Below are 13,258 nucleotides of genomic sequence, written 5' to 3'. Positions count from 1 at the left end.
TTTAGTACAATACCGTATGAGAATTCTAATTTATGATAATAATAAACAAGACTTAGAAAAGTTTTGTAATATGATTAATCTTTACCCTATTGAAATTATTGTAAATAAAGCATCAAATTACAATGATATGTTATACTTTTTCAATAAACATTATTATGATAAAATATTTATAGACTATAATGACGATATAGGGAAAAAAATATTAAATACCATAATTGAAACAAACCCTCACCAAAAAATATTTTTATTATCTGATAAAGATAATTGTCCTTTAGAAAAAAACTGTGAACTTTGTAAAGATAAATTTAGAAAAAGTATTATTATAAAACCTCTTTCTCAAAATCAACTAACAAAAATCATAAGTAGAAAATTTACTTGTGAAAACGAATTTTTATCAACTAAAGAGTTTAATTTAAAAAAAATAAAAAAGAAAGTACAAATAGAATATCCATATTTGAAATTTGAATATTGCAAAGATAGAGATTCTTTTCTTTCAGATAATATTCCTACAGCAGCATTAGTATTTGTAACAGATTTACTAATCCAACATGACATTACTTTTCAAGTAACTCACAAAAATCAAATTATCATCCAATAAAAATAAATCTTAATGATTTTTTTTATATAGTTAGCTTCTGAAAATAGGATATAAAATGAATAGTAAAGAAGCTGTATTATCTATAAAAAACTTGTCATTTGGTTATACAAAAGATAATTTAATATATAAAGACTTCTCTTTGGAAGTTAAAAACAATGAATTAATTTCTATTGTAGGAGCAAGTGGAAGTGGTAAAAGTACTTTATTTGAACTAATTTGTAAAAATTTGCAACCTTTGCAAGGCTCAATAAAGTCAAAAAGAGTATCTTGTATTTATCAAGATCCGTACAGCTCATTTCATCCATCATTTCAAATTATTGAACAAATTAAAGATGTAATTAACCCTGTCAACTTAGAAGAAAAAATACAAGATCTTTTAGAAAAATTAAATCTATCAAAAGAGTTAATTAATAAAAAACCTCACGAACTAAGTGGTGGACAACTTCAACGATGTTCTATTTTAAGAGCATTACTCATGGAACCTGATTTATTATTAGTAGATGAACCAACCTCAGCTTTAGACAACATTGTCGCCATTGAAGTTATGAAATTATTAATAAATAATTTAGATAAATGTGGTATGCTTCTAATTACTCACGATAACAGTCTTGCCAACTGGAGCAGCGATAAAATAATTAATTTAAATGAATTACAAAAGGATTAAAACAAATGAACAAAACTCCTACAAAAGCATTAGTACTTTTAAATATGGGTGGGGCAAGAAATAAAAATGAACTAAAAATGTTTTTAACAAATATGTTCAATGACAAAAATATATTAACAGTAAAAAGTAATCTTCTTAGATCATTTATTGCAAAGTTTATTGTTACAACAAGATTAAACTCAGCATGGGAAAACTATGAAGAAATTGGAGGATTTTCTCCTTTAAACCCACTTACAGAAGATTTAGTTAATAAATTAAACAAACAATTACAAGAAGTAGAAACTTTCCAAGTTATGAGATATACTCCTCCTTTTGCAAGTGAGTGTATTAAACAATTAAAAGAAAAAGGTATTAAAGATGTAGTATTATTACCTTTATATCCCCAATATTCAACTACAACTACAAAATCTTCATTAGAAGATTTTGAAGAAGCAGCAAAAAATGAATTTAACCTTACAGTTATTGAACCATTTTATGAAAATGACATTTATAATGAAGTAATTATAAATTCTATTACAAAAGAAGTTTCAAATGCTAGAACTGAAGATTTTAACTTAATTTTTTCAGCACATGGACTACCTCAAAAAATTGTAGATGCAGGAGATCCCTATGAAAAACAAGTTAATGATCATGTACAAATACTTTCAGAAAAGCTAAAAGAAAAAGGTATTAAATTTAAATCGATTTCTTTAGCTTACCAATCAAAAGTTGGGCCAATGAAATGGTTAGAGCCATCATTAGATGATCAACTAAAAAAATATAAAGATGATAATGTATTAATCTACCCTATTGCATTTATAGTTGATAATTCAGAAACTGATTTTGAATTAAGTATTGAATACAAAGAAGAAGCAGACGAAATAGGAATAAAAGATTACAGAGTTTGCAAATGTGTAAATGATGATGATATTTTTATTGAAGCTATTAAAGATATTACAAAATTAAACTAGGAGCAAAAAATGCAAATAGAAGATGTTCTTTTAAAGTTAGCAAAAGATTCTATCAAAAGCGAATTTGATGAAACAACTTATTTAGATACTTCTTTAAAAACTCAATTTCCAATTTTAAATGAACTAGCTGCAAGCTTTGTAACAATAAATCTTGACAATAAGCTAAGAGGTTGTGTTGGCTCACTTGTTGCTCATAAAACCTTATTTGATGATATTATTCACAACGCAAAAGCAGCAGCGTTCAATGACTTAAGGTTTAATAGATTAAGCTATGAAGAGTTTCAAAATATCGAAATTGAGATTTCTATATTAACACCACCTCAAGAGCTAATCTACACAGACTTAGATGACTTAAAACAAAAACTAATACCAAATAAACATGGAGTTATTTTAGAAATAGGAGGGAAAAGAGCAACTTTCCTCCCTCATGTATGGGAACAACTTCCTACTTTTGAAGCTTTTATCTCACAACTTTGTAAAAAAGCAGGACTAGATCCTACAAATCTACCTACTTATCCAAAAATCCAAATCTATGAAGCAGAAAAAATAAAAGAATCTTAATATGGACTATTTTATTAAATCTAATAAGGACAAATTAAAATGTTTACTTTGTTCTTATTATTGTGATTTAAAAGATAGCCAAATAGGTATTTGTGGAGTTAATAAACATATTAACAATGAAGTTAAATGTTTAGTTTATGGTCATATTAGTGCTTTTAATATTGATCCCATTGAAAAGAAACCTTTATATCATTTTCTTCCAATGTCTAAGTCTTTATCTTTAGGAACTGTAGGATGCAATTTCCATTGTAACTTTTGCCAAAATCATGGTATTTCTCAAGAAAAGAAAATAGATAAAACAAAATATATATCACCAAAAGAAGTGGTAAATATAGCAAAACAAAGGGATTGTCAATCAATTTCTTATACTTATAATGAACCAACTATTTTCTACCCCTTTGCGAAGGATATTGCAATTGAAGCTAAAAAGTTTGGAATCAAATCAGTTTTTGTAAGTAATGGTTTTGAAAGTAAAGAAGTCATAAACGATATGAAAGGTATTATTGACGCAATAAATGTTGATTTGAAATCTTTTAGTGAAAGCTATTATAAAAAAAGTCTAGGTGGAAATTTAAATCAAGTTTTAGAAAATTTAATACAATTAAGAAGAAATAATATTCACACTGAAATTACAACATTATTAGTTCCAACAAAAAATGATTCCAAAGAAGAGATAACAAAAATTGTAAAGTTCATTAAAGAAAACCTTGGAGAAAATACAGTTTGGCATATTTCTGCTTTTCATCCTGACTATAAAGAGTTAAACCTTCCTAGAACTTCTTTTGAGAAGTTAAAAGAAGCTTATGATATTGCAAAAAAGTATGGATTAAAATATGTTTATATTGGAAATGTAGGATATGAAAATAATACTTACTGTTCAAACTGCAATGAACTTCTTATTTCAAGGGAATTTTTTAATGTAAAAAAGTATAATCTAAAAAATGACCTATGTCCTAAGTGCAACAAAAAACTAGAAGGAGTCTTTTATGGATATTAGAAAAGCAGTAGTAAGTGGAAGTTTTTATCCAGACAGAGAAGAAGAGATTAAAAAATATATAGAGCACTTTAATTCAAGTTTCACATTAGAAAATGATTTAAATATGAATATAAAAGCTATTATTGTTCCCCATGCTGGATATATCTACAGTGGCTTTACTGCTAACTTAGCATATAATATTGCAGCTAGACAAAACTTTGAAAATATAATTGTTATTGGTCCTTCTCATAGACACTACTTAGAAGGTGCTTCTATTGCAACGAAAAGTGAATATGAAACCCCTTTGGGAAATATAAAAATCAATTTAAATCTAGTTGAGCAGTTAAAAAATAAATTTGACTTTCTTGGATTTGATGAAGATGCCCACTTTGAACACTCAACTGAAACACAAGCTCCTTTTATAAAAAACTATTTTCAAAATTCAAAAATAATAGAAATAGTATATGGCAAGATAGATTTCAAGAAATTATCTTTTTTAATTGATGAACTTTTAAAAAAAGAAAATAATTTAATAGTAATAAGTACAGATTTAAGTCACTTTTACAAGCTTGAAGAAGCAAAACATCTTGACAATATTTGCTTAAATGGTATAATAAATAAGGATATAACTTTACTTGATAAACCCTGTGAAGCTTGTGGCAAAATTGGCGTAAAAGCTATAATAGAAAGTTCCATAAAAAATAACTATATAACTAAATTTTTACATTATTGTACAAGTTATGATAGAACAAAAGACAACAAAAGTGTAGTGGGATATGCATCATTTTTAATTGGAGAAAAAACCTAAAAAATGTTATTTACTTTAAAAAAAATTATTTCTGCTTTACTTATGCCTTTGTCTATTGGCTTAACTTTATTTGTAATTGGTTTATTTTATCTATTAATTCAAAAACAAAGAAAAGCAAACTTTTTTATGATTATTGCTTTTTTGTGGACTGCACTAATTGCCTATTCTCCTTTCTCAAATACTTTAGTAAAATCTTTAGAAAATCAATATCCTTCATATTTAAAAATTGACAAATCAATAAATTATGTGTTAGTTTTAGGTTCAGGGCATATAAATAATGAAAATCTATCAGATGTTTCTCAACTTTCAAAAACTGCATTGATGAGACTTACAGAAGGAATTAGAATATATAAAGAACTAAACAATGCAAAACTTATTCTTTCTGGATATAAAGGTGATGAAAAACTATCAAATGCTCAAATGATGAAAAATGTTGCAATAAAACTTGGACTAAAAGAAGAAAGTATCATTTTGCATGAAGAAGCAAAAGATACAAAAGAAGAATCAGAATATACTAAAAAAACTTTAAAAAAAGAACCTTTCATTCTTGTTACATCTGCATCTCATATGCCAAGAGCTATGAAAATATTTGAAGATAATTGGCTAAACCCAATTGCTGCACCTACAGATTATTTAGCTAAAGAAGAAGGTAAAATATTTAGTGTTCCCAAAGCTTCTAACCTTAAAAAAACAGAATCTGCAATGCATGAATATATAGGAATTCTTTGGCACTCAATAACTGAAAAAGTAAAATTCCTTATTGATTGACTTTTCTTTACTTAATATAGTATAATACCGCCCTTAACAAGGGGTAATATAAATATAAATGAATAAAATTATAGAATTAAGAAATATATTTTTTTCTTATGATAAACAAACTATTTTAGAAGATATCAATTTAGATATTTTAAAAGATGATTTTCTTGCTATTATTGGTCCAAATGGTGGAGGGAAATCAACTCTACTAAAACTAATACTAAAACTTCTTGAGCCCAAAAAAGGTAAAATCAAAAATTTTTTAAAAGAAAACCAAATTGGTTATGTTCCCCAAAATACAAATTTAAATATTGATTTTCCTATTACTGCTTTAGAAGTAGTGCTTATGGGTCATAAGTTAAAAAAGAAAAAACTATTTGGTTATTCAAAAGAAGATATTTCTTGTGCAATGCACTCATTAAAACAAGTTAGTATGGATAATTTTGCAGATAGTAAAATTGGTGATTTAAGTGGAGGTCAAAGACAAAGAGTCTTTATAGCAAGGGCACTTTGTGCAAATCCAAAATTAATGCTACTTGATGAACCAACTGCAAGTATTGATGTAAAAGGACAAAAAGAAGTATATGATTTATTAAAAGAATTAAATAAGTCTATAGCTATTGTTGTTGTTAGTCACGATATTTCAGTACTTTTAAACTATGCAAAAAATGTTGCCCATATAAATAAAAATTTAGTTTATCATCATTTAAAAAATATTGAAGAAAAGTATGATGATAATGAGCATCTATGTGAAGTAGAACTACTTTCTGCCCTTGGTAAAAAACAAGTTTGTTGTAACTCAACACATGTATAAAGAGAAAAAATGCTAGACGCCTTACAATATGATTTTATACAAAATGCAATACTTGCAGGTATCCTTGTATCTATTGCAGCAGGAATTATTGGTTCATTAATTGTTGTTAATAGAATTACTTTTTTAGCTGGAGGAATTGCCCATAGCTCTTACGGAGGGATTGGTCTTGCAATATATTTAGGTTTACCTATTTTATTTGGAGCAACATTTTTTGCAATATTAACAGCAGTGATTATTGCAGCAATAACTTTAAAAAATAGAAAGAGAATTGATTCAATAATAGGTATTATGTGGGCTTTAGGAATGGCAATAGGTATTATTCTAATTGACATAACCCCAGGATATAATGTTGATTTAATGTCATATCTCTTTGGATCAATTATTGCAGTTTCTCAAGCTGATGTTTATTATCTATTGGTTTTAAACTTATTTATATTAATATCAGTATCACTATTTTATAAACAAATACTTGCAGTCTCTTATGATAGTGAATTTGCAAGTTTAAGAGGTATTTCTGTTAAGTTTTTTTATACATTAATACTAATTCTTGCTGCGCTTAGTGTTGTTGCAGCAATTAAAGTTGTAGGTCTAATTTTAGTTATTGCACTATTAACTATTCCTACTTTTATAGCAGAGTTTTTTGCCAAAAGACTCTCTTCAATGATGATTATTAGTTCACTTTTTGCAACATTTTTCACAATTTGTGGATTGTTAGTTTCATATGTATATGACATTAGCTCAGGAGCGAGTATCATTATTGTTGGTGTAATCACACTTTTATTGGTAAAACTATTAGGAAAAAAATGAACAAAGAAATAAACTTAGGTGAAATAAATAAACTAAAAGTATCAAGAGTTAGTGAACCAGGACTTTATCTAAAAGCCTTAAATGATGAAGAAGTATTACTTCCAAATGCATATATTAAAAAAGAGATGCAAATTGATTCTATCATAGATGTATTTATATACACAGATAGTGAAGATAGACTTGTAGCAACAACCTTAACTCCTTATGGATTTAAAGGTGACTTTGTAGCTTTAGAGGTAATTGATATTGCAAAATTTGGAGCTTTTTTAGATATAGGTCTTCCAAAAGACTTATTAGTTCCTAAAAATAAGCAAAGATCTACTTTTAATATAGGAGAGAAAAAAGTAGTTCAAATTATAGAAGATGAAAAAACACATAGACTTATTGGAACTGAAAAATTTGAACTAAAAAAACTTGATTATAAGTTTTCACAAAACGATGAAGTAGAGATTATTCCATATATTAAAACACCTCTAGGCTTTAAAGTTATTGTAAATAACAAATATCCAGGTCTTATCTATCACAATGAGATTTTTGAGAAAATTCAAGTTGGAGATAAAAAAAGAGCTTATATCAAATTTGTTAGAGAAGATGACAAGCTTGACATTTCACTACAAAAAATTGGTGCTAAAAAAAGTGATGACAACTCACAAAGAGTTTTAGATATTCTAAAAGAAAATAGTGGAGAATTAAACTTTACATATAAAAGTGATACCCAAGATATAAAAGATACTTTTAAAATGAGTAAAAAAGCTTTCAAAGCTTCACTAACAAAACTATTAGAAGATAAAAAAATCATACTTAATGAAACTTCGATAAAAGCTATATAATAGCTTTTATCTCTTTTTTAGATATTTATTAAATACTTTCTTTAATTCATCTATATTTATTGGTTTACTTAAATATTCATTCATTTCTAAGCTTAAGAATCTCTCTTTATCTTCTTTTATAGCATTTGCAGTTAGAGCTATTATTGGTATTTGTTTTAAAAAATTCTCTTCTTCATATTTTCTTATTTCTTTAAAGCTCTCTACACCATCTAATACTGGCATATTTATATCCATAAGGATTAAGTCATATGAGTTTTGTTTATATTCGTTTAAAACTTTTAATCCATTTCCTTGAATTGAGTATTTTATATTCATACTATCTAAGATATTAGAAATTAGCTCTTGATTTGTTTCATTATCTTCAGCTACAAGTACTTTAGCTTCATATTTTATTTCTTCTTTTGAAGTCTTTTTTATTTGCTTAGTTTTTCTTAAAAGTTCTTTTAGAGCATCATTTACTTTTGAGGCATAAAAAGGCAGAACTAAAGTATGTTCATTTTCTCTTAATTTAAAATCTTTAACTTCATCTTCATACTCAAAAAGAATTAGAATAGGAATATGTTTATATTTATCTCTCATAGTATTTAATTGTTCTTTTATTTTATCACAAGAGCAAATTACTATATCAGGTTTCTCATCTTCTTTAGTTTCTTTTCCAAACAATCCTAGGTATCTTTTTATGTAGTGATATAAATCACTATCTTCTTTAGTTACTTTAAATTTAAGATGATTTAAAAAGCTTTTTGAAATATGAAGATTATCATCACAACTTTTGGTTTCTAAATCAAAGAAGAATTTACTTCCTACATTCTTTTCACTTTGTGTATTCATTTTAGAACCTAATGCTTGTATAATATGAAAGCAATTACTTAATCCTAATCTAGTTTCTTCATATTGTCTATTTACCTTATGATCTACTTGGTCAAAGGGTTTTAATAAATTTTCTAGCTTCTCTTGTGGTATTCCTATTCCACTATCTTCTATTTCAAATCTTATTTTACATCTATTATCTTTTTCTTCTAGAAGAGTTATATTTAAAGATACTTTACCTTCGTGAGTAAACTTAATTGCATTTGATAATAAGTTTGATAATACTTGTCTTAATCTTATTCCATCTGTTAAGATACATAGAGGTATTTTATGGTCAATATTAAATATTAGTTTTAGATGTTTTTCACTTGCTTTTTTTGAAAATAGTTCTACTACATGTTCACTAATAAAATAAAGATCAGTTTTTATTTTGCTTATATCTAAAATATCATTATTTATAGATCTTTTTGTTCCTTGTAAAATGTATTCAATTTTTGAAGTAATATATTTTGAGATAAATATTGAAATAAATATAATTAAAACTATCATAATTAAAGTAACTATTGATAATTCATGAATTAAAGAGTCAATAAAAGATGTGACTTCAAATTTATTTTTAGCTAAAACTTCTTTCAAATTCTTTGTTTGTTCTTCTAGGATTTTTGTTACACTTCTTTTTGTTTCATTTGCAGGAGCATGAAACTCTTCTACATTTGCTCCAATAGTTATAAAACCAAAACCTCTTTTACTATCTGCATATTTACCAGTATAATATGGAATTGCAGCTGCAGTTGTTAATTTCCAAACATTACTCCAAAAGATAACAAAAGAACCATATCCTCCATTTTTAGTAACTTGCATCCATCCTTCACATTGTGGAGCAAAATTTAAATACCTACAATCTAAAGCTACTTTTCCCTCTTCTAAAAGTTGTTTAATATTTGGTTTTTTCTGTAAAGATTGTTCTTCAAATTTAGGATATGTAGATAAAAACTCATTTATATCTTTTTTAGAGTTCTCAAATTTTATTGCAACATCTTTACTTAACCAAGGTATTACCCTTTTTCCAGTATTTCTATCAAACCCAGAAATAAAATAGTCTCTTACATGGGAAATATTTTTACCTTCATAGTCCCACATAAAAGCATAATTCCCATTCTTTGGATCAGGAAGAGTTTGTATTGCATAATTACTTGTTGGATTTGAAGTATCAGTAAACTGCATAATATGTTTATGATCTAATGCAAAAGAGATATACCCTTTTTTTATTCCATTTTTAAAAACAGGTGTAATAAATCTAATAATTCCTTCAAACTCTTTGCCAACAGGATTTTCTTTTCCTGCATGTGCATATTTTTCAGGATCAAAAGCGATGTTAATTTTCTTGGCTTTTTCTTTTGTAAAAGGACCTATTATTTTTGTTCCTACATATTCTCCAATTACATCAGAAACATATATTTCACCTTTTTTTAATACTTGTATCTCTTTGAAATAATTCTCTGAATTTATATATGTATTTTTTTTGTTTGAAATATTCTTTAATTTATTGCTAATACTTGAAACTTTATACTGTTCATTTCCATTTATATCAAAATATACAACTTCTTTATATATTGGAATTGACTTTTTCTTTAACTCAATTGGATCTGTATAATTAAAATTCTTTTCATTATCCTTTAAAGTTGCTGTTGTCACCTCTCTTTGAATTTTTTGCCTTTTATTTTTAGGAGTCCATTTTTTATTTTTATCATCATAAATATACTCTTCTTGTAAAATAATATCTCTATTCTTCACATCATAAAAATTTTTTAATATTTCTTGATTAATATCTATTTTTGATAAAAAAAGTAAGTCTTTATCCCTTTCATATAAAAAGTCTGCAACTTTATTAGCAATTTCAAAACTTAATCTTTCTAAAGACAATTGAGTTTTTTTATCTAAATACTTTATGCTATCTTCAATTGATTTATTAGCAGTATTTAATATAATCTCTTTATTTTCATTAAACAAATTTTTTCTATTATCATTTAAATATCTTTCTAAGCTTATAATACCTTCATAAGCAATAAAAATAACAATAAACAAGGGTATGATTTTTATTAAAATAAATAATAATATTAACTTTACACGAATAGAAATATTTTTCATAAGAAGCCCTAAATAATAAGTAAATTATTATATTACGATTGCCATAAAGTCTTTTTTAAATCACATTATTTAATAATATATAAATCTCCATAAGTTCATTATATTTTTAATTTAGATACAATCTTCTAAAACTTTTACAAAAAGGGTTAGTTATATGGCAACAACTAAATTAAAAGGAAATATTGTTAACTTAACTGGAAAAGAAGTTAATATTGGTGATAAAGCACCTGAAGTTACTGTTATTGCAAATGATTTATCAGAAATTAAAATTGGTGGAAAAGCTCAAATTATAGCGGTAGTTCCTTCTTTAGATACACCTGTATGTGCTGAAGAAACAAGAAAATTTAATGAAGAAGCAGCACAACTAGATATTGAAGTTATTGTAGTATCAATGGATTTACCATTTGCTGCAGGAAGATTTTGTACTACAGAAGGAATTGACAATTTAAAAGTAGGAAGTGATTTTAGAGATAAAGATTTTGCAAATTCTTATGGAGTATTAATAGCTGATGGACCTCTAAAAGGAGTTACTTGTCGAGCAATATTTGTTACAGATCAAGAAGGAATAGTAATACATAAAGAAATTTGTGAAGACATAACAGACCAACCAAACTATCAAGCAGTCTTTGATTCAATAAAATAGAGGTTTCCTCTATTTTAACTACACATTAACTTAACACAAATAACTTACAATTCATTATAAGTAGAAAATAAAGGATTTATAATGAATTATTTTAAAAAACCTTCATGGCAGCTAAATGAAAAAGATATTACTCCTAAAGAATTATTTGAAAAAAGAAGAACTTTTATAAAATTAGGTGCAGCATCATTAGTTACATCTTCAGCAATTGTAGAAGCACTAGCTAAAGAAAACATTCCAGCAGCTAACTTAAAATATATAAAAGATTCGAACAAAGATAATCTAGAATTAAATACTTATGAACAAATAACCTCTTATAATAATTTCTACGAATTTACAACATCAAAAGAGAGAGTTAAACATATGGCTCATACTTTAGATACAAATGGATGGAAAATTACTATTGATGGATTAGTAGATAAAGAAATAGAAGTAGATTTTGATGATTTAATAAAGAAATTCACTTTACATGAAAGAATATATAGATTTAGATGTGTAGAAGGTTGGTCAATGGTTGTTCCATGGATTGGAATAAAACTAAGTGATTTTATAAAATATGTAAATCCTAGTTCAAAGGCAAAGTATATTAGATTTGAAACTTTATTTGATGATGATATGTTCCCTGACCAAGCAAATATGATTTTTCCAGCAATAGAATATCCTTATGTGGAAGGACTTAGAATGGATGAAGCTATGAATGATCTTGCAATACTTGCAGTAGGACTATACGGCACATCAATGCCAAAACAAAATGGTGCACCTATTAGACTTATTGTACCATGGAAATATGGATTTAAATCAATAAAATCAATTGCAAAGATATCCTTTGTTGAAAAAGAACCTTTAAATACTTGGCAAAAATCAAACCCAAAAGAGTATGGTTTTTATGCAAATGTAAATCCAAATGTTGACCATCCAAGATGGTCTCAAAAAACAGAAAGAGTTTTAGGAAAATTCTTTAAACAAAAAACACTTATGTTTAATGGATATGAAAAAGAAGTTGCCCACTTATATAAAGGTATGGATTTAACAAAACATTATTAAAGGATTATTATGAAAAGAGTTTTACTTTTTTTTATACTTTTAATTCCTTTTATATTTGCATGTTATGAATTATTTTTAATACAAAATGTAAAAGATCCAATAAAGTATATTTATACAATTAGTGGAGTTACTGCTACTGTTATACTTTTCTTTAGTATTTGCATCTCCCTAATAAAAAAACATTATAATTTAATAAAATATAGAAGAATGATAGGTCTATATGGTTTTTTCTATGCACTAATTCATTTTTTAAATTTTTTAGTATTAGATGCAGAATTTAACATTGAATTTCTTATAAAAGAGACCATAGATAAACCTTTTATCTATTTAGGTATGATTGCATTTTTAATCTTACTATTTATGGCAATAACATCTACTAATAAGCTTTATAAGATATTTAAAAATTATCATAAGCTAGTATATTTAAGTTTAATTCTTATCACAATCCATTTTATAATGGCTCAAAAATCTTTAACAATAATACAGTTCTTTTATATAGGAGTGATAATATTAATTGGTTACTGGAAACTACTTCAACAGATAATAAAAAGAAATAGAGTTTAAAGTTGTGGTGCCCACAACTGGATTTGAACCAGTAACCTCTTCCTTACCATGGAATTGCTCTACCGTTGGAGCTATGCAGGCAAAAAAAAACCTATCTAAACAGACTAGGAAAGAATGCTTAGATAGGCTTTAAAAGTTGCAATACTCTGATAAAATGGAACATTTTAAAAGAATGCAATACTCAAGAGCTGGCAGCGACCTACATTTCCACAAGGGGACCCTGCAGTATTATCAGCGCAGAAGTGCTTGACTTCCAGGTTCGGAATGGAGCTGGGTATTTCCACTTCG

Annotated in this window: 14 protein-coding genes, 1 tRNA gene and 1 rRNA gene; 13 read left to right on the top strand and 3 right to left on the bottom strand. The window is 26.4% G+C overall.

From position 1 onward, the window contains the following. Nucleotides 1–16 precede the first annotated feature (16 nt). From CRV01_RS08990 to CRV01_RS08945, 10 genes are read left to right on the top strand one after another with little or no spacing between them, the layout of a single operon-like run. Complete coding sequence (locus CRV01_RS08990) at nt 17–598, top strand: hypothetical protein (protein WP_129007875.1); 582 nt, start codon at nt 17–19, stop codon at nt 596–598. A 55-nt stretch (nt 599–653) separates the two neighbouring features. Further along, nucleotides 654–1,262 carry an ATP-binding cassette domain-containing protein gene (locus tag CRV01_RS08985; RefSeq protein ID WP_129007874.1) on the top strand — a complete coding sequence of 203 codons (609 nt, stop codon included), beginning with the start codon at nt 654–656 and terminating at the stop codon, nt 1,260–1,262. A 5-nt stretch (nt 1,263–1,267) separates the two neighbouring features. Beyond that, the gene (gene hemH, locus CRV01_RS08980; protein ID WP_129007873.1) at nt 1,268–2,212 is read left to right on the top strand and encodes a ferrochelatase; all 945 of its coding nucleotides are present in this window, start codon (nt 1,268–1,270) and stop codon (nt 2,210–2,212) included. Nucleotides 2,213–2,221: 9 nt separating this feature from the next. Beyond that, nucleotides 2,222–2,773, top strand: coding sequence for an AmmeMemoRadiSam system protein A (gene amrA / locus CRV01_RS08975; protein ID WP_258238373.1), 552 nt, complete (start codon nt 2,222–2,224; stop codon nt 2,771–2,773). Nucleotide 2,774: 1 nt separating this feature from the next. Then, the gene (gene amrS, locus CRV01_RS08970) at nt 2,775–3,770 is read left to right on the top strand and encodes an AmmeMemoRadiSam system radical SAM enzyme (protein ID WP_129007872.1); all 996 of its coding nucleotides are present in this window, start codon (nt 2,775–2,777) and stop codon (nt 3,768–3,770) included. After that, nucleotides 3,760–4,557 (top strand): AmmeMemoRadiSam system protein B, encoded by a 798-nt coding sequence (gene amrB, locus CRV01_RS08965; protein WP_129007871.1) that lies wholly within the window; start codon nt 3,760–3,762, stop codon nt 4,555–4,557. The genes amrS and amrB overlap by 11 nt, the downstream gene beginning before the upstream one ends. 3 nt (nt 4,558–4,560) lie before the next feature. Next, nucleotides 4,561–5,325: an ElyC/SanA/YdcF family protein gene (locus CRV01_RS08960; protein WP_129007870.1), complete on the top strand. Its 765-nt coding sequence runs from the start codon at nt 4,561–4,563 to the stop codon at nt 5,323–5,325. A gap of 58 nt (nt 5,326–5,383) precedes the next feature. After that, nucleotides 5,384–6,127, top strand: a complete 744-nt coding sequence (locus tag CRV01_RS08955) for a metal ABC transporter ATP-binding protein (RefSeq protein ID WP_129007869.1) — start codon at nt 5,384–5,386, stop codon at nt 6,125–6,127. Between the two features lie 9 nt (nt 6,128–6,136). Further along, nucleotides 6,137–6,934 (top strand): metal ABC transporter permease, encoded by a 798-nt coding sequence (locus CRV01_RS08950; protein WP_129007868.1) that lies wholly within the window; start codon nt 6,137–6,139, stop codon nt 6,932–6,934. Beyond that, nucleotides 6,931–7,764 (top strand): S1 RNA-binding domain-containing protein, encoded by an 834-nt coding sequence (locus tag CRV01_RS08945; protein WP_129007867.1) that lies wholly within the window; start codon nt 6,931–6,933, stop codon nt 7,762–7,764. The genes CRV01_RS08950 and CRV01_RS08945 overlap by 4 nt, the downstream gene beginning before the upstream one ends. A gap of 6 nt (nt 7,765–7,770) precedes the next feature. Here CRV01_RS08945 and CRV01_RS08940 read toward each other — a convergent pair whose 3' ends face one another. Then, complete coding sequence (locus CRV01_RS08940; protein ID WP_129007866.1) at nt 7,771–10,722, bottom strand: response regulator; 2,952 nt, start codon at nt 10,720–10,722, stop codon at nt 7,771–7,773. A gap of 154 nt (nt 10,723–10,876) precedes the next feature. Here CRV01_RS08940 and tpx point away from each other — a divergent pair, with 154 nt between their 5' ends. The 3 genes from tpx (at nt 10,877) to CRV01_RS08925 (ending at nt 12,970) form a co-directional block, all read left to right on the top strand. Continuing rightward, nucleotides 10,877–11,365 (top strand): thiol peroxidase, encoded by a 489-nt coding sequence (tpx, locus tag CRV01_RS08935; RefSeq protein ID WP_129007865.1) that lies wholly within the window; start codon nt 10,877–10,879, stop codon nt 11,363–11,365. Between the two features lie 81 nt (nt 11,366–11,446). Then, a complete protein-coding gene (gene msrP / locus CRV01_RS08930; protein ID WP_129007864.1) occupies nt 11,447–12,406 on the top strand; it encodes a protein-methionine-sulfoxide reductase catalytic subunit MsrP in 960 nt (319 codons plus the stop codon). Between the two features lie 9 nt (nt 12,407–12,415). Continuing rightward, the gene (locus CRV01_RS08925) at nt 12,416–12,970 is read left to right on the top strand and encodes a sulfite oxidase heme-binding subunit YedZ (protein ID WP_129007863.1); all 555 of its coding nucleotides are present in this window, start codon (nt 12,416–12,418) and stop codon (nt 12,968–12,970) included. A gap of 5 nt (nt 12,971–12,975) precedes the next feature. Here CRV01_RS08925 and CRV01_RS08920 read toward each other — a convergent pair. Both CRV01_RS08920 and rrf read right to left on the bottom strand, forming a co-directional pair. Beyond that, nucleotides 12,976–13,051 (bottom strand) — tRNA-Thr (locus CRV01_RS08920). Nucleotides 13,052–13,156: 105 nt separating this feature from the next. After that, a 5S ribosomal RNA gene (gene rrf, locus CRV01_RS08915) occupies nt 13,157–13,258 on the bottom strand; the annotation flags it as partial.

It is taken from the genome of Arcobacter sp. CECT 8983 (assembly GCF_004118855.1).
GTDB lineage: Bacteria > Campylobacterota > Campylobacteria > Campylobacterales > Arcobacteraceae > Halarcobacter.
The sequence above is the reverse complement of the archived record's forward strand: the minus strand, read 5'-3'. Positions and strand labels throughout refer to the sequence as shown.